General features: G+C 61.0%; 18 protein-coding genes and 2 pseudogenes. 8 read left to right on the forward strand and 12 right to left on the reverse strand.

Features of this window, described 5'->3' with window-relative positions; genetic code table 11:
• Positions 1-33 precede the first annotated feature (33 nt).
• Together PPL01S_RS09015 and PPL01S_RS09020 are read left to right on the forward strand one after the other, a co-directional pair.
• Positions 34-1,101, forward strand: a complete 1,068-nt coding sequence (locus PPL01S_RS09015) for a beta-keto acid cleavage family enzyme (protein WP_016395043.1) — start codon at positions 34-36, stop codon at positions 1,099-1,101.
• 219 nt (positions 1,102-1,320) lie between these two features.
• Positions 1,321-2,361, forward strand: coding sequence for an AraC family transcriptional regulator (locus PPL01S_RS09020; protein WP_042155744.1), 1,041 nt, complete (start codon positions 1,321-1,323; stop codon positions 2,359-2,361).
• An 81-nt stretch (positions 2,362-2,442) separates the two neighbouring features.
• Here PPL01S_RS09020 and PPL01S_RS09025 read toward each other — a convergent pair whose 3' ends face one another.
• Together PPL01S_RS09025 and PPL01S_RS09030 are read right to left on the reverse strand one after the other, a co-directional pair.
• Entirely contained in the window at positions 2,443-3,291 is an 849-nt protein-coding gene (locus PPL01S_RS09025) for a TauD/TfdA dioxygenase family protein (protein WP_016395041.1), read from the reverse strand.
• Between the two features lie 14 nt (positions 3,292-3,305).
• Entirely contained in the window at positions 3,306-4,286 is a 981-nt protein-coding gene (locus tag PPL01S_RS09030) for a quinone oxidoreductase family protein (protein ID WP_016395040.1), read from the reverse strand.
• Positions 4,287-4,495: 209 nt separating this feature from the next.
• On the opposite strand from PPL01S_RS09030, the gene PPL01S_RS09035 reads away from it, so the two are divergent.
• The gene (locus PPL01S_RS09035) at positions 4,496-5,221 is read left to right on the forward strand and encodes a hypothetical protein (protein ID WP_028624899.1); all 726 of its coding nucleotides are present in this window, start codon (positions 4,496-4,498) and stop codon (positions 5,219-5,221) included.
• 127 nt (positions 5,222-5,348) lie between these two features.
• On the opposite strand, the gene PPL01S_RS09040 is transcribed toward PPL01S_RS09035, so the two are convergent.
• From PPL01S_RS09040 to PPL01S_RS09045, 3 genes and pseudogenes are all read right to left on the reverse strand, one after another.
• Positions 5,349-7,202 carry an ABC transporter ATP-binding protein gene (locus PPL01S_RS09040; RefSeq protein ID WP_028624898.1) on the reverse strand — a complete coding sequence of 618 codons (1,854 nt, stop codon included), beginning with the start codon at positions 7,200-7,202 and terminating at the stop codon, positions 5,349-5,351.
• A gap of 17 nt (positions 7,203-7,219) precedes the next feature.
• Positions 7,220-7,345: pseudogene (locus PPL01S_RS25065) on the reverse strand (MFS transporter); the annotation flags it as partial.
• Between the two features lie 105 nt (positions 7,346-7,450).
• The gene (locus PPL01S_RS09045) at positions 7,451-7,951 is read right to left on the reverse strand and encodes a DUF4142 domain-containing protein (protein ID WP_028624897.1); all 501 of its coding nucleotides are present in this window, start codon (positions 7,949-7,951) and stop codon (positions 7,451-7,453) included.
• A gap of 239 nt (positions 7,952-8,190) precedes the next feature.
• On the opposite strand from PPL01S_RS09045, the gene PPL01S_RS09050 reads away from it, so the two are divergent.
• Genes PPL01S_RS09050 through PPL01S_RS09060 form a run of 3 tightly spaced genes read left to right on the forward strand, consistent with a single transcriptional unit; the run spans position 8,191 to position 11,622 of the window.
• Entirely contained in the window at positions 8,191-9,525 is a 1,335-nt protein-coding gene (locus PPL01S_RS09050) for an iron-containing redox enzyme family protein (protein ID WP_028624896.1), read from the forward strand.
• Positions 9,525-10,478, forward strand: coding sequence for a methyltransferase (locus tag PPL01S_RS09055; RefSeq protein WP_028624895.1), 954 nt, complete (start codon positions 9,525-9,527; stop codon positions 10,476-10,478). The genes PPL01S_RS09050 and PPL01S_RS09055 overlap by 1 nt, the downstream gene beginning before the upstream one ends.
• A gap of 7 nt (positions 10,479-10,485) precedes the next feature.
• On the forward strand, positions 10,486-11,622 hold the full coding sequence (locus PPL01S_RS09060) for a carboxylate-amine ligase (RefSeq protein WP_156042651.1): 1,137 nt from the start codon (positions 10,486-10,488) through the stop codon (positions 11,620-11,622).
• 3 nt (positions 11,623-11,625) lie between these two features.
• On the opposite strand, the gene PPL01S_RS09065 is transcribed toward PPL01S_RS09060, so the two are convergent.
• The 3 genes from PPL01S_RS09065 to betI form a co-directional block, all read right to left on the reverse strand.
• Positions 11,626-13,065 carry a purine-cytosine permease family protein gene (locus tag PPL01S_RS09065; protein WP_028624893.1) on the reverse strand — a complete coding sequence of 480 codons (1,440 nt, stop codon included), beginning with the start codon at positions 13,063-13,065 and terminating at the stop codon, positions 11,626-11,628.
• A 134-nt stretch (positions 13,066-13,199) separates the two neighbouring features.
• Positions 13,200-14,609: an amidase gene (locus tag PPL01S_RS09070; RefSeq protein ID WP_028624892.1), complete on the reverse strand. Its 1,410-nt coding sequence runs from the start codon at positions 14,607-14,609 to the stop codon at positions 13,200-13,202.
• Complete coding sequence (gene betI, locus PPL01S_RS09075; protein WP_028624891.1) at positions 14,609-15,202, reverse strand: transcriptional regulator BetI; 594 nt, start codon at positions 15,200-15,202, stop codon at positions 14,609-14,611. Before betI ends, PPL01S_RS09070 begins: the two co-directional genes overlap by 1 nt.
• A 258-nt stretch (positions 15,203-15,460) precedes the next feature.
• Here betI and PPL01S_RS09080 point away from each other — a divergent pair, with 258 nt between their 5' ends.
• Positions 15,461-15,694, forward strand: a complete 234-nt coding sequence (locus tag PPL01S_RS09080; RefSeq protein ID WP_028624890.1) for a hypothetical protein — start codon at positions 15,461-15,463, stop codon at positions 15,692-15,694.
• Between the two features lie 80 nt (positions 15,695-15,774).
• Positions 15,775-16,911: pseudogene (locus PPL01S_RS09085) on the forward strand (ATP-binding protein); the annotation flags it as partial.
• 351 nt (positions 16,912-17,262) lie between these two features.
• Here PPL01S_RS09085 and PPL01S_RS09090 read toward each other — a convergent pair.
• The 4 genes from PPL01S_RS09090 to PPL01S_RS09105 form a co-directional block, all read right to left on the reverse strand.
• The gene (locus tag PPL01S_RS09090; RefSeq protein WP_144062906.1) at positions 17,263-18,486 is read right to left on the reverse strand and encodes a tetratricopeptide repeat protein; all 1,224 of its coding nucleotides are present in this window, start codon (positions 18,484-18,486) and stop codon (positions 17,263-17,265) included.
• Complete coding sequence (locus PPL01S_RS09095) at positions 18,470-19,219, reverse strand: hypothetical protein (RefSeq protein ID WP_042155753.1); 750 nt, start codon at positions 19,217-19,219, stop codon at positions 18,470-18,472. Before PPL01S_RS09095 ends, PPL01S_RS09090 begins: the two co-directional genes overlap by 17 nt.
• 300 nt (positions 19,220-19,519) lie before the next feature.
• Positions 19,520-19,741, reverse strand: a complete 222-nt coding sequence (locus PPL01S_RS09100) for a hypothetical protein (RefSeq protein ID WP_244212781.1) — start codon at positions 19,739-19,741, stop codon at positions 19,520-19,522.
• Between the two features lie 156 nt (positions 19,742-19,897).
• A complete protein-coding gene (locus PPL01S_RS09105; RefSeq protein ID WP_248694053.1) occupies positions 19,898-21,553 on the reverse strand; it encodes a sensor histidine kinase in 1,656 nt (551 codons plus the stop codon).
• Positions 21,554-21,560 lie beyond the last annotated feature (7 nt).

The following is a 21,560-nucleotide window of genomic DNA, read 5'->3' on the forward strand; positions in this document are numbered from 1 at the left end:
CACACCTTCTACAATGACGACAAGGAACACCCCATGAACTTCCTCGATGGCCACCTGTTCACCGAAAACCAGCAGCCGCTGATCATCACCGCGGCGCCCTATGCCCCCTCCTGGGTGCCGTCCGACTTCCCCGAGGACATTCCGGTGACCATGGCCGAGCAGGTCCAGAAAGCCGTGGACTGCTACAACGCCGGTGCCACCGTGCTTCACCTGCATGTGCGCGAGCTTGATGGCAAGGGCTCCAAGCGCCTGTCCAAGTTCAACGAGCTGATCGCCGGCGTGCGTGAAGCGGTGCCGGAGATGATCATCCAGGTCGGTGGCTCGATCAGTTTTGCCCCCGAGACCGAAGGCGCTGCGGCCAAGTGGCTGAGCGACGACACCCGGCACATGCTGGCAGAGCTCGACCCCAAGCCCGACCAGGTCACGGTGACGGTCAACACCTCGCAGATGAACGTGGTGGAGCATTGGGGCTACCAGGACATCCGTGGCACTTCGATGGAAGACCCGGCGGTCTACGAGGCCTACAAGGAAATGACCGTACCGGCGCAGCCGGGCTGGGTCGAGGAGCACGTGCGTCGCCTGAGCGCGGCCGGTATCCAGAGCGCCTTCCAGTGCTACAACCTGAACAGCTTCGAGTCGGTCGAGCGCCTGATGCGCCGCGGCATCTACAAAGGCCCGCTGGTGATGAACTGGGTGGCCATCGGTGGCGGCATGGACGTGCCGAACATCTACAGCCTGGCCAACATCGTGCGGGCCGTGCCGGACGGTGCGGTGCTCACCGTGGAAAGCTCGATGCGCAATGTGCTGCCGATCAACATGATGGGCATCGCCATGGGCCTGCACGTGCGCTGCGGGATCGAGGACAACCTGTGGAACCAGGCGCAGACCGAGAAGATGTCCACGGTCCAGCAGATCGAGCAGCTGGTGCGCATCTCGCGTGAATTCGGCCGGCCGATCGCCACCGCCAGGCAAGCCCGTGAGATCAGCAAGATCGGCGTGTTCTACGACACCGTAGAAGAAAGCCTGCAGGCCAATGGCTTCGCGCCAAACCGCAATGGTGGCCAGCAGGGCTTCCTGCACAAGTCGGCTGCGGCCGTCTAAGCCCGCGCACGCCTGACGTGCACCCCCGCAGGGCGCTCCGCCCTGCGGCCTTCAAGCTCGCTTCACAACAACAATAATATCGATGAGGTAGCAGCATGGCCGCCTATCACCCGTGCCCCGATGACGGTAACGACACCTCTGCAGGCATCCCTCGGCGCTATGCCTGGATGGTCTTTGCCCTGACCTTTGGCCTGTTGATCTCCGAGGGAGGGCCATTGCATGAGTATGTCGATTCGGGCTGGCGCGCTGACCCACTACCTGGAGGTGTGCCAGCAACTGGGGGTCGACCCGGTCCCGTTGCTGGCCGAAGTGGGCCTGAGCAAGGCGCTGCTGCAGCATGCCGAGCACCGCCTGTGCGGCGAGGCGGCGGTGCGCCTGCTGGAAAATTCCGCGGCCGCCAGCGGCTGCCAGACCTTCGGCCTGAACATGGCGGCAGCGCGGCAGCTCTCGGACCTGGGCGCGGTCAGTCTGTTGCTGTGCCACCAGCGCTCGCTGCGCGATGCGCTGCAGGTGTTGCTGCATTACCGTCACCTGATGAACGAGTCGGTGGCCATCCACCTGGAGGAGGAGGGCGGCAAGGCGATCATCCGCCAGGACGTGCTGACGCGTTCGTCCATGCCCAGCCGCCAGGCCAATGAGTTGGCCATGGGCGTGCTGTTCCGGCTGTGCGCCACCTTGCTCGGCAAGCACTGGCGGCCCTTGAGCGTGCATTTCAGCCACCCGGCGCCCGCCAGCTTGCAGCTGCACCGGCGCCTGTTCCCCTGCGATCTGGTGTTCGGCAGCCAGTTCAACGGCATTGTCTGCACCGATATCAACCTCGAACTGAGCAATGGCCAGGGGGACCCTGCGATGGCGCGCAATGCCGAGCGTTACCTGGTGCCGCTGCAGCACGACGGCGGGCCTTTGCTGGTGGCTGGCGTGCGCAAGGCGATCCGCTTGTGGCTGCCCAACGGGCGCGCGTCGATCGATCACATCGCGCAACTGCAGGGTATGAACGTGCGCACCTTGCAGCGTCGGCTGGAAGACCAGGGGCATGTGTTCAGTGCGTTGGTCAACGAAGCGCGCCGCGACCTTGTGCTGCGCTACCTGGGCAATTCCAATTATCCCTTGCAGCGTATTGCCGAGTTGCTGGGGTTCTCGGTACCGACATCCTTTACCCGCTGGTTCATCGCGCAGTTCGGCATGCCGCCGGCGGTTTGGCGGAAGGAGAGGGGGTGGGGGGGGAGGAAGGGCGGTGGTGCGGCTGGGGGGCTGACTTGAGGTTTGTGGTGGTGCGTAAATCGAGCGCCGCCCGCGCGGCGCTCGATCTCATGGTCGCCGAAACCGTCGTGGCAAGCCCAATCAGTACGGCCTGTCCCCAACGATGCCGGCGCGGTTCATCTTGCGATGGCAGGGCGGATAGTCCATGACCGCGTAATGCTGCGTGCTGCGGTTGTCCCAGATGGCGATGCTGTTGGGTTTCCAGCGCCAGCGCACCTGGTACTCGGGGATCGTCGCCTGGCTGATCAGGTAACGCAGCAAGTCGGCGCCACCTGGGTTGAAGTCCTGCCCGTAGCGCACCCGCTCAGGGGTGTGGTAGTTGCTGAAGTGGGTGGTGAAGCTGTTGACGAACAACACCTTTTCGCCCGTTTCCGGGTGGGTGCGCACCACCGGGTGCTCGGCATCGGGGTAGCGTTCCTTGAGCGCCAGGCGTTTCTCGATGGGCAGGGCCGCACCGAAGCTGGCCTCGATGCTGTGCCGGGCACGCAGGCCTTCGATCTTGGCCTTGATGTCCGCCGGCAAGCGCTCGTAAGCCACCACCATGTTCGCCCACACGGTGTCACCACCGACAGGCGGGCATTCCAGGCAGCGCAGTACCGCGCCCAGCGAAGGGTTTTCGCGCCAGGTGGTGTCGGTGTGCCAGGCATTCTCATAACGGTCCACCGGCGTTTCCGGCGACTTGTGGATCTGCACCAGGCCCGGGTAGTCGGGGTGGCTGCCGACCACGGGGTGGTCCTCCAGCTCGCCGAAGCGCCGGGCGAATGCCACGTGCTCGGCGTGGCTGATGTCCTGGTCGCGCAGGAACAGCACGCGGTGCTTGAGCAGCTGTTGGCGAATCTCGGCGAACAGCCCGTCGTCATGGATCGCATCGGCCAGCCTGACGCCGACCAGTTCTGCACCGAGGGTGCAGGTCAGTTGTTCCACTTGCATGGTCTGGCCCGCCCTTAGATGACGAAGATCGATGAGCCGGTGGTCTTGCGTGCCTCCAGGTCGCGGTGGGCCTGTACGGCGTCCTTGAGTTCGTACTGCTGGTTGATCTCGATCTTGATCCGCCCGCTGCCCACGTGGTCGAACAGCTCGCCGGACAGGTCGGCTTTCTCGGCCGGGTCGGCGATGTAGTCGGCCAGCGCCGGGCGGGTCACGAACAACGAACCCTTCATTGCCAGGATCTGCGGGTCGAACGGTTCGATGGTGCCCGAGGCGGTGCCCACGCAGACCATCAGGCCACGGCGCTTGAGCGAGTCGAGCGAGCTCATGAAGGTCGTGCGGCCGACGCTGTCGAACACCACGTTGACGCCCACACCGTCGGTCAGCTCACGCACGCGCTTGGCGACGTCTTCGTGGCTGTAGTTGATGGTGTGGTCGCAACCATGGGCACGTGCCACTTCGGCCTTGGCCTCGGTGGAGACGGTACCGATCACGTTCAGGCCCAGCAGCTTGGCCCATTGCGAGACGATCAGCCCGACACCGCCGGCAGCGGCATGCAGCAGGAGGGTGTCGCCGGCCTTGAAGTCGTAGATGCGGCGTAGCAGGTACGACGAGGTCAGCCCGCGCATGGTCATGGCCGCAGCGGTCTCGCAGCTGATGTTGTCGGGTAGCTTGATCAGCGGTGCGGCGGGGATGACGCGCTCGGTGCTGTAGGCGCCCAGGGTGTTGATAAAGCCGGTATAGGTGACGCGGTCGCCGACCGCGACATTGGTCACGCCCTTGCCCAGCGCCATGACCACGCCCGCCGCCTCGACGCCGATGCCGTTGGGCATGGGGATCGGGTAGGTGCCGTTGCGGAAGTAGGTGTCGGCGTAGTTCAGGCCGACGGCCACATGACGAAGCAGGACCTCGCCTGGGCCAGGTTCACCGACTACGACGTCTTCGTAGCGAAGGACTTCGGGGGCACCGGTTTCGTAGAAGCGTACGGCTTTGGCCATGAGTGTGTTCTCCAGTCTGCATTGTTGTTGTGAGCGTTTGGACACGCTGGAACAGACTGTAGGCCACAGGCGAAGGTGGTGCTTCACATCGGGTGACAGGGGGCTGTCTTTTGATGACAGTCCATTGACCTGTGAAGTTGACGGGCTCTGGTCGTATCGCTCAGGCTCAAGGCTGTCACTGAAACAACGCTCGAGGGAATGAGTCGATCATGAAACTGGCAGAGTGGGCTGAGGTCCAGGAAATCTACAAACGCAGCCGTCGGCAACCGAACAAGCGATTGTTCAACCGGGCCAATGCACGCAGGTTATGGCCGATGTGGGCGGGCTTCGCCTCGACGCTGATACTGATCGCCTTTTTGCTGTGGGCCATGGCCAGGCCGGCCTTGCTGCCCTATGCCTGCATGGCGTTCCTGCCCTGGGGGCTTGCGCTGTACCTGACGCGCGCCGCGGGGCTGCGAACGATGCATGCGCAGGCATTCGCAGACCAAGTGATCGACCGGCAGTCCATTCACCACCGAGAAAGTACCCTGTGCTACACCTTTTTCCTGGAGAGCCTGCGCAATCAGGGATACACAGCGGCGAAGGCGCGCGAGCTGTCGGCGTATTCGGACCTTATCGGCAAGCCCCCGAGGCCGCCGGTGTCGCAGAACCTCGGCTTTGCGTCGCTGGTCGCCTTCATGATTGCCATCAGTACCGAACTCATCAAGAATCTGGATGTGTTCACCCGCCAGGGGGCGGCGGTGGTGATGATGGGGGTTGCCGCCTTGTTCATCTACTGGCTGGTTCTGGATGGCATCTACAGCGGGGCGTACCAGAAGGCCTGGATCAAACGCTATCTGGACATGGCGGCTTGGGACCTGGAGCATTCGACGGCGTTTGACGATGAAGCAGCGCAGGACTGGTCGAAGATACGGGGCCAGACTGCCTCCAGCTAGCCCTCGCGGGTGGGGGCGGCATAGCGTTTCACACGGGGAGCAACTGTCCTGCTCAATTGCCAAGCGTTGACGCGATTGCTGTGGGAGCCGGCTTGCCGGCGATCGAGGGCAAGGCCCTCGCACAGGACTATTCCATCGCCTCCGCCAACCCCTGATCCTCGCCCAGAAAACCCCCGCTCTGGTGCTGCCACAGCCGCGCATAGGTACCGTTCCTGGCGAGCAGTTCACCGTGCGTGCCTTGTTCGATGATGCGCCCTTCGTCCATGACGATCAGCCGGTCCATGGCCGCGATGGTGGACAGGCGATGGGCGATGGCGATCACGGTCTTGCCCTGCATCATCTCGTCGAGGCTTTCCTGGATGGCCACTTCGACTTCCGAGTCCAACGCGCTGGTGGCCTCGTCCAGCAGCAGGATCGGCGCGTTCTTGAGCATCACCCGGGCAATGGCGATGCGCTGGCGCTGGCCGCCGGACAGCTTGATGCCGCGCTCGCCCACCAGGGTGTCGTAGCCGCTGTGGCCCTGGCGGTCGCTCAGTTGCTGGATGAATCCGTCGGCCTGGGCGTTGACCGCGGTGCGACGGATCTGTGCATCGGTCGCCTCGGGGTGGCCGTAGGCGATGTTGTCGCGGATGGAGCGGTGCAGCAGGGAGGTGTCCTGGGTCACCATGCCGATGGCGCTGCGCAGGCTGTCCTGGGTCACCTTGGCGACGTCCTGCCCGTCGATGCGGATGGTGCCGCCGTCGACGTCGTAGAAACGCAGCAGCAGGTTGATCAGCGTCGACTTGCCGGCACCGGAACGGCCTACCAGCCCGACTTTCTCGCCCGGGCGGATGTGCAGGCTCAGGCCGTCGAGCACCTGGCGTTCGCCGTTGTAGTTGAAGCTGACATTGTCGAAGGCCACCGCGCCGCCGGTGGTCACCAGCGCACCTGCGTTCGGCGCATCCTGCACCTTGGGGCCACGGGTGAGGGTGGCCATGCCATCCTGCACGGTGCCGATGTTCTCGAACAGCGAGGTCATCTGCCACATGATCCAGTGCGACATGCCGTTGATGCGCAAGGCCATGGCGGTGATCGCCGCCACCGCGCCGGTGCCGACTTCGCCCAGGTGCCACAGCCACAAGGCATAGCCGCCTGCGGCCAGGATCAGGCCGACCACCAGCGCCTGGTTGACGATCTCGAACTGGCTGACCAGGCGCATCTGGCGAAAGCCGGTCTGCTTGAAGTCTTCCATCGCCGCCCGGGCGAAGTGTGCCTCGCGGTTGGAGTGCGAGAACAGCTTCACCGTGGTGATGTTGGTGTAGGCGTCGGAGATGCGCCCGGTCATGGACGAACGGGCGTGGGCCTGTTCCTGCCCGACCTTGCCCAGGCGCGGCACGAAGTACAGCATCGCCAGCCCGAACAACACCAGCCAGGCAATGAACGGCAGCATCAGTTTCAGGGCGAAGCCGCCGGCCAGGGCGATGATGGCGATGAAATACACGCCAATGCCGGGGACGATCTCGATGACCGTGAACAGCACCTCGCGCACCGCCAACGCGGTCTGCATCACCTTGGTGGTGACCCTCCCGGAAAATTCATCGGAGAAGAACGACAGGCTTTGGCGCAGCATCAGGCGATGGAAGTCCCAACGCAGGCGCAGCGGCAGGTTGATCGCCAACACCTGGTGCTGCACCAGGGTGCGCAGCGCCACCAGCGCGATGCTGGCCAGCAGCACCAGGCCGATGGCCCACAGCATGCGGCGCTCCTCATCATTGACCGCGCCACCTGCCTGCCAGCTGGCCAGCAGGTCGACGATCTGGCCGAGGAAGGAAAACAGCCAGGCCTCGTAGATCGATACCGCCGCGCTGAACAGGGCAAGGGCAAGGATGTAGCCGCGAGCACCGCGGGTGCAGGCCCACATGAAGCGCAAAAGGCCCACCGGGGGCGGGGGCGCCTCGTCGGGCGGAAATGGGTCGAGCCATCGTTCGAACACACGCAGCATGGTAAATCCCCTAATGGTCAAGAGTCGCCGACTTGCGACAGCGGCCTGGCCACCTGCTCCAGGGGCCGCCGCTCGGCCGCCACGCCCCACAGCGCCTGGGCCAGCGCCGCGACGATCATCAACGCCGCGCCGATCAGGTAACCATACAGCCCAATCGCCGGCAAGCCGGCTCCCACAGGCCCGATGTCCGCGGTACACCTGTGGGAGCCGGCTTGCCGGCGATCGGGCCGCAAAGCGGCCCCGGGCGCTTACTTGCCGTGCTTGGCCTGCAAGGCCTTGGCCTGCTCCAGGTGGTGTTGAAGTGTTGGCAATGCATCACTGGCAAAGGCTTTGAGTTCCGCCTTGTCGGAAGACGCCGCTTCCTTCTTGAACAGCTCCACCGCTTTTTCGTGGGCATCGACCTGGTTGTTGACGTAGGACTTGTCGAACGACTCGTCACGCCATTCGAGGATCATCTTCTTGATCTTGTCGGTCAGCGCCGCTTCGTCGGGCACGCTGATATCGAGCTTGCGGGCGATATCCCCGAGCTTCTGGTTGGCCTTGGTGTGATCGGTGACCATCTGCTGGGCGAACTGCTTGATGTCGGCGCTCTGGGATTTTTCCATGGCCAGGTTGCTGGTCACCACTTCGGCGATCCCACCTTCGGTGGCGGCATCGACGAAATCGTCGGAGCTGGCGGCCTGCGCGTGGAAGGACACCATGCTCGCCAACAGCGCAACGCCTGCGAACTTGAGAAATGGATTGCTCATCTGTCACTCCTTCGTTTCAGGGACGCGACCTCAATGTCGCCATCGGTTGAGCCGTGGCAGCTGGCAAAGGTTTAATTTTTCTCATTGTCACCTGCAGCGCACACCGTTGGTCCCCCCGTTGGCAATGCCAATCGAATCCCTGCTGATCGCCGAACTCTGAAAATCAGATACCGCAGCCACCGCAAAATCCCTGTGCTCCCACAAGCACAAGGTGGCGCATTTGATATGAGGTGCCCGGAATGACGGTAATGCGCCCTGTACCCAATCGCCAGTTGGCCGCGCTGGCGGACGATGACCCGCGAACGCACTACCAGGCCATGTTGCACGGACCCTATCCAGCAGGCCGTGGCTGGCTTGCCATTGCGTTGCGCCGTACCGAGGCGATGACTGATGACTTGCCCGATACACCTGAGGGTCTCGATCACTGGTCGGCAACCCACGCGGGCAAGGTTGCCGCAGATTACGCGGCGTACTTGAAAGCGCGGGCCGAGGGGGCACCTCGACGCTACTTTGACAACCGCGCCCAGGCGCTGTGGTTTCTGCAGCAGGTCGCACCCACCAAGCTGGTCGATGGCGCCTGGCTGCATGGCACCCTGCGGCACTGGCATGACCCGCGCTTCCATGGGCTGATCCGCACCTTTCTCGAAGAACTCGGCGACGGCGACCCGCGTTGCAACCATGTGCTGATCTACCAGCGCCTGCTCAGCCGCCTGGGGTGCGCGCAGGGCGTCCCGCTGGACCCCTCCCGCTACCTGCAGGGCGCGTTGCAACTGGCGCTGGGGCAATATTGCGACGACGTCCTGCCAGAGTTGATCGGCTACAACCTGGGCTATGAACAACCCCCGCTGCACCTGTTGATCACTACCCACGAACTTGCCGAGCTCGGCATCGACGCCCATTACTTCCAGCTGCACGTGACCATCGACAACGCCGCCAGCGGCCATGCCCGACGCTCGCTGGACAGCTTGCGCCAGCTTTTGCCCAGGCACGATGCCGATGCTTTCTATCGCCGCGTCAGGCAGGGCTACCGGCTCAATGACCTGGGGATCGATACACCGTCACTGATTGCAAGCTTCGACCTGGAAACCGAATTGTTGGCAGCGCTCGATCGCAAGCGGGTATGGGGCCAGTGCATGCATTCGGACCGTTGCCGCCTGCAGGGCCGCACCATCAACCAATGGCTTGCCGAGCCCGCAGGGATGGCGGGTTTCCTGAGGGCCCTGCAAGCGCAAGGTTGGGTGCGCAGAGGCGATGCCCCGTCGCAGAGCCGTTTCTGGGCGTTGATCGACGGCCCTGTAGCGGCCATGTTCGGCGTCTTCGATGCCTATGAAAAGCAGCTCTGGCATGACTGGATCGCCGACGGTTGGGCCGGCGTGAAGTATCGGCGCGTGCCGCCAGGGCAGTGGGAGAACGAGCTGGCGCTGGAAGCAGAGCCTGATCTTTCGCAGGCCTCGGCCGATGTGGATCGGCTGATCGTTCGCATGTGCGCAAGCCACCACGCCGAGCCGGAAGGGCTGCGCGCCACGCGCGACTTTATCCGCGCTACGGGGCTTGCCCAGGGAGGGCCACGCTGATGTTGCTTGACCAACAGCAAACCCAGGCCGACCAGGCCCTGCTGCTACTGGGGCGCCGACTGTGCGCCGATGGCTACCGTTTCACCTGCGTCACCCCGGCCACCCAGGCGCGGGTCAATGCCAGGTCCGAGGCGAAGCAAGCCCACGACCTGCGCGGCGTATTCGGCTGGAGCCGGCCGTTCTCGCCGGCATTGATCAGTGCTGACGAACTGCAGCAACTGACGGCGGCCGGCGTGCTGCAGTCGCAGGGCGACCTGCTGCGCAGCACCGTTCGCTGGTCCAGCCTCGACGGCCTGTTGCTGATGCACTCGGCCTGGCCCACCGACGGTGCCGATGCCGTGTTCTTCGGTCCGGACAGCTATCGCTTCGCCCAGGTCATTAGCGATCACCTGCAGCACCGCACGCACCCCGTCCAGCACGCGGTGGATATCGGTTGCGGCAGCGGCATCGGCGCATTGCTGATCGCTCGCGCCGCGCCTCATGCGCAGGTCAGCGCGGTGGACATCAACCCCTTGGCCCTGCGCTATACCGCGATCAATGCAGCGCTTGCCGAGGTGGCCAACCTGTCGGTGGAGCCCAGCGACCTGCTCGACGGCATCACCGGCAACTTCGACCTGATCGTGGCCAACCCGCCGTACATGCTCGATGCCGACAAACGCACCTATCGCCACGGTGGTGGGGCTTTGGGCGCGGAACTTTCGTTGCGCATCCTGGAGCAGGCGTGCCGGCGGCTGGAGGTTGGCGGCACGCTGCTGTTGTACACCGGTGTGGCGATTGTCGAAGGCCGCGACGCGTTGCTTGAAACGGTGCGCCAGCGCCTGCAGGGCGCGGCATGGCGCTGGGTCTACCGAGAACTTGACCCCGACGTGTTCGCCGAACAACTGCTCGAACCCGGCTACCAGCAGGTCGAACGCATCGCGGCGGTTGCCCTGACCGTGACGCGCAATGGCTGAGCGCGCCGTGACCACGGCCTGCACGTTCGGCATCGAGGAAGAATACCTGCTGGTGGACCGTGCCAGCGGCCAGGTCCAGGCCAGGCCCTCGCAAGCGGCGGCACGAAGTTGCCGCAAGGTACTGGGCGAGCATTTTGCCGAAGAGATGTTCTGCAGCCAGATCGAGCTGGTTTCACCGGTGTTCGACAACCTTCACCAGGCGCGTGGCTTCTTTGCCGAACACCGGCAGCGGCTCGACCAGGCATTGGCCGAGGAAGGGCTGGCCCTGTATTGCGCCGCCAGCCACCCCAGTGCGCAGTGGCGACGTCAGCAAGCGCGAAGCTCGGCCCATTACCGCCAGTTGTTCGACGACTACCAGGCTGTGGCCCAGCGCAGCCTGCTGTCGGGTTTGCACGTGCACGTTGGCGTGCCCGCCGGTTGCGACCGCATGCAGCTGATCAATCGCCTGCTGTACTGGCTGCCGTTGTTGCTGGTGCTCAGCACCTCCTCGCCACTGTGGTGCGGCCACGCCACGGGCTACCGCAGCTATCGCCGGGTGGTCTGTGGCGAGTGGCCGCACATGGGGCTGCCCGAGCCGCTACCGGACTGGAATGCCTACCAGCGCTATCGTGCACTGCTGCAGCGCACCGGCGCGCTGGCCATGGATGGTGACTTCTGGTGGGCCGTGCGCCCGTCACGGCGCTTGCCGACCGTGGAGCTGCGCATCTGCGATGCCTGCCCGCGGCTGGAGGACGGGCTGGCCATTGCCGGGCTGTTCCGCCACCTGGTCGAGCAGACGCTGTACGCCCGCGACGAACTGCGCCCGATGAGCCGAGAACTGCGCTGGGTCACCCAGGAAAACTACTGGCGCGCGTGCCGCCATGGGCGACAGGGCACCTTCCTTGGCGTGCACGACGAGCAACCGGTGGATGCCTCAGGTTGGCTGGCGCAGCTACAGGCGCTGCTGCCGCCCGACACCGTCGATGCCGAGCGCTCGTTCATGCAGGCCGCGCAAGTCTTGCAGGAAGGCACCAGTGCCGAGCGCCAGCTTGCCTGTTTCAGCCAGGCCCGTGGGCAAGGGGTCGACGTGCGTGGGGCATTGCGCGCCGTGGTCGAACAGGTGTTGCTGGATTCAGGCCACTCATCGATCACGCCGGCCCGCTGAGGTTCAGTGGGCAGAGCCGTTGTCCAGCTCGAAGTCCACTGTGAGCCGGCCAGGCTCCAACGCCATGTCCTGTGAGCGACAGAGCCACAGGTACACCAACGCCGAAACCGCGAGACCTATGGGCATGCTGATGTCCGCACCTCCTAGCAGCTCGGCCACATAGCCGGTGTACAGCCCTGTGTTGGAGAAGGGCAGCATGGCCACGAAGCCCACCAGGTAGGCGCCGATACCCCTCCAGTTCCAGCGTCCGTAGATGCCGTTGGGGTTGAAGATTTCCGGGATCGAGTATTTGCCGTGTCGGACCGCGTAGAAGTCCACGAGGTTGATCGCAGTCCATGGCGTGAACAGATACAGCAGTACCGCCAGGAAATCACCGAACTCTTTCACGAAGTTGTCATTCGCCAGCAAGGCCAGCAGCATGGCCGCACTGCCTACCACCAGCATGGCCATGATGCGTTTGAACAGTGTCGAGGTTTGCGTCTTCAGCGTGTCGATGATGCTGAGCAGGGTGATGGAGGCCCCGTAGAAGTTCTGCGCGGCACTGGTAATCAGAATGAGCACCGAGACCACCACCAGCGTTTTGCCAAAGCCTGCGAACACCATGTCGCCCACCATGATCAGGCCGGCTGCCAGGTTTTGCCCGGGGCTCAGGGCGGCGGCCGCCGCGCCGATCAGCATCATCCATACGCCGCCGATCATGGCGCCCAGATAGGTCCACCAGAACGAAGCACGCACACTGACATCGGCCGGCAGATACCGTGAATAGTCGGACACATAGATCGCCCAACTGAGCTGGTAGGCGGCTGCAACGAAGAACTGCACGAGAAACGCATTCAGGTTGAAATCATTCAATGCGAGCTGGCGTGCGGGCAACTCCATGAAGGCGACCAGGCCAACGGTCAGCACCAGCATCATTGCCACCATCACGAAGGCAAGCCCGCGCTGCACTTTATGGAAAGAGTTGTAGCCCACGATGGCCATGAATATCGCCAGCAGCGAGAACGCCATGGCCGAACCCGTTTGCGAAACGCCAATGAGTTCATGCAAGGTCTGGCCGACCAGCAACTGATTGAATGCGTTGTAGCCAATGTAGGTGACAATCGCCACCAGATACACCAGCAAGGCCCCTATGTAACCGAACTGCGGTCGCGACTGTATCAGCTGCGGCAAGCCCATCTGCGGGCCCTGGGTGGAATGCCCGGCCATGAACAGGGTGCCGAACGCGCACCCCAGTATGATGGCGATAGCGGACCAGATCAGGTTCGCGCCCATGCCGATGCCGATGATCCCTACGGCGAGCGTCGTCAGTTGCGCACCGCCGCAGAACCAGATCGGCCACAGGTGCCACGCCTTGCCGTGACGCTCGGACAGGGGAACATGATCGATGGAGCGTACTTCGAAGTTGAAGCGTCCAGCCGGTGAGGCATTTTCTTTATCAAGCATGATTACAGTACCTGTAGTTATTGTTTAGTACATGTGTCAGGCAGAAAAGCAATTGAATGGATTTCACAAAATCCAGGCGCAGCGATCCGTCAAAGAGACAACCGGGTTGCCTCTTTGCAGCGCTTTTTATGGGTTCAACGTTTCAGGGTGAAACTGCTTTCTATTTCGCTTGCCAGTCTCAGAATGGTTTCCTCATCGCCGAACCTGCCGACCAGTTGCAAGCCGATGGGAAGCCCGTCTTGCATGATGCCGATGGGCACGCTGATCGCGGGTTGCCCGGTGAGGTTGAAGACCTCCGTGAAGGGCGAGAAGGCATAGGCATTGTCGTACCAGACCTGCAGCTCCTGCGCTTTCGCCGCCGTGAAGCCGCCAATGAGTGGCGGGGGGAGGGCAACGGTCGGGGTGATGAGCACGTCGATGTCATTGAACAATGCCGCCATGGTGCGGGAGACGCGGTTCTGCACCTGCCTGGCGTTGTAGACATCCAGTGCCGAACGCGCCTTCGAGGCCTCGTACATGGCGTAGGTGACCCACTCGACATCGGTCTTGTGCAATGGCCGCCCAAGATCCAGCGCCCGTTGGCTCATCAACGCCTCGATCTCCAATTGCCAGAACACGGCTGCAGCGTCGCCGGCGCCGGTGATGTCGGGCCAGGTGAAGTCTTGCAGTCGATGCCCGTCCGAACCGAGCAGATCGACCACGCCAAGTACAGCCCTGGCGATGGCGTCATCGATGTCGGTGCCGTCGGGCCGGGCGCAACTGAAGGCGATTTTCAGTGGCGCGGATCTGCTCTTCAGGCTTTCCAGCCATGAGGCCGGACCAGGCGGCGCTGCGTAAGGGGAGCCGGCCTCGAAGCCTGCCAGTACGTCGAGCATCAGGGCCGTGTCGCGAACCGTTCGGGTGAGCACGTGCTCGCAGTCCAACCCGCCGACGAACTCCCCGACATGCGGGCCTACCGGGTTGCGCCCCCGTGTGGGTTTCAATCCCACCACGCCGCAGACCGCCGCCGGTACCCGGATCGATCCACCGCAATCGGTGCCATGGGCAATGGGCACCATGCCGGCAGCCACCGCGCAGGCAGAGCCACCACTGGACCCACCTGATGCGTACCGAGGGTTTCGCGGATTTCGGCACGGGCCGAAATATTCAGGCTCGGTCACGAAGTCGCCGGCGAACTCGGGCGTCTTGGTTTTTCCCAGCACGACGGCGCCGGCTTCACGCAGGCGTCGGACGAACTCACTGTCGCGCGTCGCTGCAGGTACGTCCTTGTACAGGCGCGAACCATGGCGGGTAGGGAATCCGCGCACGTCGATATTGGTGTCCTTGATCAACACCGGCAGCCCCGCCAACGCACCGCCTTTGGGCTGCACCGCAGCCTGTCGCGCCCCCTCGACATCGACCGAGACCAACGCCCCGAGCTGCGCATCCTGCGCTTCGATTTCGGCAATGGCCAGCTCCACCAGGTCCAGGGATGTGACCTGGCCTGTGTCGATCAACGTTTTCAGGCTGACTGCATCATTGTTCTTGTATTCATCACGCGTCATCACTGCACCTTCAGGTTGTAGCCAAGCAGGTTGTTGAGGAATTCATAAGCCAGTTGTCGTGATTCGCGGATGGTTTCCTCCGTCGGGTCTACCGCTGCCCGCAGCCAGATGCCGTCGATGAACACCGCAATCATGCGGGCCTTCGAGCGAGCAGTGGGCTCGTCCATGGTTTTTGCCAGGGCATGGAACAACAGCGAGTGGCTGCGCCGCGCCACGATGTTCTGAATCCGCTGGAATTGTGCGTGCTGCGGGACCTGCGCCCAGAAGGCCAGCCAGGCCGAGACGTTTTCGCGGGTGAGGTTCAGCGCGCTGACGTTGCCGAGCACGAAGGCCTGGACGCGCTCGTCGGGCGTCTGGGAGGCTCGCAGGTGGTTGAAGATCTCGGCGTTGATGCGCTTGTTCAGTTCGCGCAGCGTGGCCTCGAGCAGCGCGTTCTTGTCGGAAAAGTAGTGGTGCACGATGCCATTGGACATCCCGGAGCGTGCGCTGACCTGAGCCATGCTGGTGCCCGCCAGGCCCTGCTCGCCGATCAGGCTCAGCGTGGCCTCGACCAGCTGCTTCTTGCGGATTTCCTGCATTCCTACCTTTGGCATGGCGCTGTTCCTTTTTTCATTGGTCGCTCAATGAAAAAAAATTAGCATCCACTTTCAGGCCGGAGCAAGGAAAAAAACCAGTGCCTGACCAAGTGACAGGGAGATGGCGGTCACGCCTAAATGCAGGTCGTTTTCATGAAGCCATCACGACCTGGACCACGAATATCGCAACCAAGCGGCCGTGCAGGCAAAACTTTCATGAGTCGCCTTGAGTCTTTCAGTTAGTCAGACTAATACTAATTGACTGCCGGAAGAGGGATGATCATGCAGACGCGTTTCGTGGTGGTACCCGCCGTACCTCTCCAGAAAGAGATTTTTCCTCGTCGTGCCGGTTTCCCCAGCGCCCTGGGGGAGGGCTACGACCTGTACGACACGCAGGACAAGGTGCGGTTGAGCCTGAACTACTCCACGCGCGCCGAGGCTGAGTTCGACTGTGCACACCGCAATGGCTGTCAGGGTACGAATACGTCGAGCGTTGTCGGCGCTGGTTGAACAGTCCCCATTCACCGTTTGAGCCCTGTTTCCGCGTAGCCATCCTTGTCCAGGGCATTGATTGACGCGTTGTCCGGGCTGCGCTGGGCCAGGCGGGGCGCCACCGGGTCGGGCCCCCCTATGAAAGCAAGCTGGCTTTCCAGGTGTGGGGGCAGGGGGGGGAGGTGCTGGTGCACACACCCAGTGCACCGGTCATCGACCCGCCGCCCACCGCGCCCGGGTTTCACGATTTTGCCAACGGCGACAAACAGTGGCGTGGCTTCGTCCTGCCCGTGCCCGACAAGCACTGGGTGATCTGGGTCGGTGAGCGTGATGATGTGCGCTTCGACCTGATCGACCGGATCGTGCGGCATACTTTGTTCCCGTTCCTGATCGGTAGCCTGGCCTTGGCATTGCTGGTCTGGGCCGCTATCGGCTGGGGGCTGCGCCCGTTGCAGAACATGGCCGACGTGATCCGCGGGCGGCACGCCGACTCCCTGGAACCCCTGCAGCTGGTGCCCTTGCCGGCGGAGCTCGAACCCATGCAGGCAGCCATCAACCGCCTGCTGGCGCAGATCGAGGACCTGCTGCACCGCGAGCACCGTTTCATTGCCGATGCCGCCCATGAGATGCGCACCCTGCTGGCCATCCTGCGCCTGCATGCACAGAATGCCCAGGCGGCCATTCACGACGCCGAAAGGCAGAAGGCCCTGGGCTACCTGATCGGGGGCGTCGATCGACTCACTCGCGTGGTCAATCAGCTGCTGACCCTGGCGCGGGTACAGCCGCGATTTGGCCAGGTTGGCGGAGCCGAGGTGGTGACCGAGACGCTGGCCGAGCTGACCCCGTGGATACTCGATCACGGCCTGGAGCCGTCGCTGGAGATCGGCGAGGGCGATCATCACCTGACGGTCGATGCCGGTGCGCTGGCCATTGCGCTGCAGAACCTGATTTCCAATGCAGTGGAGCATTCACCCAGTGGTGGGCGCATAACCGTCTCGCTCAAGCGCCTGGACAAGCGCTTCGAACTGGTGGTTGAGGACGAAGGGCCGGGCATCGAGGACGCTACCCTCAGCCGTGTGTTCGAGCGCTTCTACAGCCGCAACAACCCCAACGGGGCAGGGCTCGGGCTTGCCATCGTGGCAGCGATCATGGGCCGGATGGGCGGGCAGGTGCGCCTGGGTAATCGGTCCGGTGGTGGGTTGTCGGCGACGTTGTCGATGCCGTTGCCGGGGTGAGCATCGGGGCGCCTGGGCTCGAGTGATGGGCCAACCAGGCAACAACACTGTCAGGGTGATCCAGCAATGACCACGGACGCCCTCATGTGTCACCTGATCAAGCACGGCCGGATCGCGCCGTATCTCCCCCCGCGCCATGGCTTCCTTGCTGGGGCAGGGGTTGCGCAGTGTGATTTGCTCGGTATTGGAGGACATGCTAGGGCAACTGGAACAGCCAGCCTTGCTCGACAGCCGGGTTGGGATGGCTGTCGGTTGCCTGCGTCCTTCGGCACTCGACTGACAGAGCGTCCAAGTAGAACCCTTGAAAAGGCGATTTATGACGCCTGGGTTGTTTGTCTGTATTCGTCAAACTCAATGCGTTATGAGTTTTCTTTCTTCTTCCTGAGAGGGATCGTTTTCGTCTAATATTCGAAACGTGAAAACGCCTTGGCATACCGAAAGAAATTCATCTTTTGATATGTATTTCAACACCTTTCCTGTCTCAAGAGTTTGTGATTTGGCTTCAATGCCTAAAATATTCTGGCCTTTGTTCAGGAAAAAAATATCCGGGCGTCTGTCAATAAAATACACAAGATCTCCAGTTCGATCCACTTTCCATACATGGGTGTAATGATGGGTTATCTTGTCTGATAATAGTACTATGTCGCTCGCACTCAGCATATTCCAAATCGACTCTTGGTCAAGTTCTGCACTTGATTGTTCGGACGCTTTGTTTTTGGGTGAGATTAAATAGGTGCTCACATAATTTAATGACTTGTTGAGGTCTTTTAATGCGTCTCCGGCCCCTACCGCACCCTCTACCTCGCCCTCGATCACATCCTCTTCTTCATCGTGTTGTGTTGCTGCTTGCTCGTCCTTCTCAGAATATAATTTATCGTCTGGGTCCTGTAATCCTAAGGCAGTCTGTAAGGAAGTTTCCAGCAACCACCTGGCGTGCCACGAACGACTGGGAACCAATAAATTCCCTTCCTTCACTAGCGGTGAAGCTTGCTCGATAGTTAATAACTTTCCTGCCTTCTCGAAATAATTTGAAAAATTGGGTGATTCTGACATTTCAACCATCAAGGCTGTGTACCTCTCATCTGCTTCCGAGAATCCGATCCTGGCCCAGTAAACTGCCTCGGTGTGATCACTTTCTTCTTGTGACGACTTCCACAAGATGGTCGCCAGTACAAACGCAGATTCTCGATCACCTAATTGCGAGGCGAATCTTAAATATTTAATGGCTTTTTCTGGGTCGTAATGCTGGCGTACATAATTTTTTGCAAGTACCACATTTGCATCTGTACTTCCCTTTGCTGCAGCCTGCTCAATTAAGTTGAGCCCGTCCTTGGCTTCTCCTTTTACCTTGCCATCAAGTATTAGCATTCCCAAATACAAACTGGCGGCGTTGTATTCCAGCTTTTGCAGCTTTCGCAGGATCGCCTCCGCCTCTTGGTACTTCTCGTTTTCAATTAAAGTGCCTGCCTTTAGCATGCTCTGATAAGGCGTCTCTTCTGGCCATCCTGGGGTGGGTAATAGCAATGTCGATATCGTGAGCCAGACGCCTAAGAGGAATTTATTCGTTGTATACATAAAAAGGCCCTAGCTTTTCTTCGTTTTCAGAGCTCCCGCCCGTAGAATATTTTATTGCCACTTCAAAAGAATAGAGTCCTGTATCTACAGGGATGACATACCCTACGAGCAGTAATGTGTCTTCATTACTATTATCCATTAGCTTGAAGTACACGGGCGGGTCCACATCCAATATGTCGCTGGACGGACTCTTCTGTTGAGCAATCGCTCCGTTCTGGAGTACCCAAGATGCTTTGAGTATTTTTCCATCGCTGACAACGACCCTGAATACATCAGGCGTTGCCGGTCCGGCACCTCTGATTTTATCAGTATCAGCCTTATAGCTTAGCTCTTTGTTCTTGCCCGGTGAGAAATGGGTTATAAGAAGTTTTATTTTATCTATCACGATGGTTTGTGAGGATTTTCTATCATGGCGTAGTGGGAGGGTGATTTTCGCTCCCGCGATGTAGATAACGTCTTTATTCACGAGTGCTGGCTCATAGCCATTCAAGGCGGATACGAATCCGTCTTTACGCTCATCAACGAGAAGGCGTGGATATGTAGCTAAAGATGGTATGAGGCGAGACGCACTGTCTGTAATTTTCTCAATGTTACCAGTCAGTGTCGCAATAAAGGCGATTACCGCGGCTGTCGCCAGCACGTAATTTCTGACGCTGTTCGCGGGCTTTGTTCCTGTCAGCTTTTTTAATCTTTCTGGGTCAATATCTGCATCATTTCCATTCTCGTTACCCATGATTCCTTCCTCTTGAAATCACAAGATCAATGAAATACTGACATCAATTTTAGCTCGATTTTTTTGAGTCACCGGGTAATTGAATGGGGTCTCCGACCCGGTGCCGCCGGTGCACTACACGCCACGGGCAGCAATAGGTGTTCAGTCCCAGAGATTCAGGGTGGCTGGTTCTATTGCTGCGGAAACCGGCAAGTCCCGCTCCCGAGGTACAGCCCAGAACTGAAGGCGGGCGACATCCCTGTGGGAGCCGGCTTGCCGGCGATGAGGCTGGCCCTGAAACCCTTGGATGGGTGCTCACTTTCAGTACTTGATATCCCTGGCTTTCTGACGTCCTTCCTGCTTGGTATTACGCTTGTCCTGTCGGCAACGGGCATTGCTCTGGGCATCGGCCGCTCGACAATCCTGTTTGGTCTCACGCGCATCCTGGCGCGTTTCCTGCCTGACATCGCGTGCGGCACGACGCTTCTCGGCTCTGTCGGTGGCCGCCCAGGATGCTCCGTTCGCCACCAGGAGAAAAATCATGGCCAGCCAACCTAATGTCCTGTGCGTTCTCATCATCTGATCTCCAGGCGCTCGATCTCGGACTGTAAGTACAGCTGATTTTCGAGCGTCCCGCAGGCCAGGACACAGTCATTCATCCAAGCGATATCCAGTGCTCGAGTCAGAGGGGTGGGCCAATCAGGAACTGTCCGCCATTCGGAAGCACAGATTGACGGTTGTACCCTTGTTCTTGCTGGTGGACAGGCTGGCGTTTCCGCCAAAGCGCTGCATGATCAGTTTCACCAGCATCAACCCGATGCCAAACCCGCCCTGCCTGATCGCACAACGTGGTCGGAACAGCGCTTTCTGCTGGGCAGCGGTCAAACCCTTGCCGGTGTCATGAAAGATGATGCTCAACCGCTTGGACGAATGCTGATCGATCTTTATGTACAACGTTCCCCCGTCCGGCATGGCATCCATCGCATTGGAGACCAGGCTGTCCAGCATCTGCACGAGCAACTGGTGATGGCCCGTCACCGGCAGCGTGCTGGTGGCTGAGAACTCCACATGCACATTGGCGCTGTTCAAGGGCAGTTCAAAATTGCGCAAGGTCTCAAGTACTGCCTCGACCGGATCGACCTTGCCGATTTCACCTTTGATCGAGGTGGACGCAACATGCAGCTCCTTGATCCAGTCGGACATGCGATCGACCTGGCTGATGATGTCCCCCATGTTCTTGCAGGCAGCTTCACTGCCGACCTCCAGGGCCAACTCGGCACTGGAGCGGACCGCGGCGAGGGGGTTGCGCAAGTTGTGGGCCACGACGCTGGTCACTTCGTTGAGCAAGGTGGCCATTTCGTGGTCGATGTTCTTTTGCGTCCGCGAAGGAAAGACATTGCCAAGCCGACCCGTGAAAGAGAGCAGGCCCAGATAGATCAACGCTGTGCCCATCGAGCAGGCGAGCCACATCGCCAGGTAACCCGATCGTGTGCTGATCAGCCACCCTGGGGGTTCTGTATAGAATTCCACGACCGCCGGTACTTGCCCCGCTTTGTTCACGAGCGGGATGTAGTTCTCGATGAACATGTTGCTTGGCTTTCGAGTGAACTGCTGCTCCTCACGACTTCCATTGACCTGGTGGTAGCTTGCAACGACACCATCCTTACCGGATTCCGTGCTCTCGAGTTCGTCGTTGTCCTCGATTTGATGGCCGATCAGCTTTGGATTGCTGGACCAGACAATGACTTTGTCGGGTGCATAGACATTGATCAACAGCGTATCCGACTGACGGGCAATGTTGCTCAGGCTCTCGAAAAACAGGCGTCGAGACTTTTGACGATTGACCTGGTCTTCCTCGGGCAAGCGGCTGTCTGCGCGCGAGTCGAGCATGTCGCTCGTCTGGTACCCCACCAGCCCCATGCTGGCGGTATCCACTGCGCCCAAGGCCTGGATGAACTTGGCAGTGAGTGCAGTACTTTGCTCGGTGCTGGTACTGACAATCACGCTGGTGGCTACAAGTCCGACCAAAGCGGCAACTGAAATGATGCGGGCCTTGATCGGCAGCGAGTGTCTTCGGCTCGCCTTGAGTTTCGCCCAAAGCGAGGCAGCGCCTTTGAGTGGCAAAGCGTCAAGCTTCGGTGGCGCACCGCGCATGAAGGCGTCATTTGACGCCTGCGCCTCACTGATTGCCATCGGCTGTCCGGTGATCCGCTCGGGATCACATGAGGCGTGTTCATCCCGACCGGGTTTCTCGAATGCCGAGGTTGGCGGGTTACTCTCGTGAGTTTGCTGCATGCGCATCACACCTCGAGATTGTGAAAGAACAATCTGCAATACCGATGATGAAACTTGCATGCACCAT

The organism is Pseudomonas plecoglossicida NBRC 103162 = DSM 15088 (assembly GCF_000730665.1).
GTDB lineage: Bacteria > Pseudomonadota > Gammaproteobacteria > Pseudomonadales > Pseudomonadaceae > Aquipseudomonas > Aquipseudomonas plecoglossicida.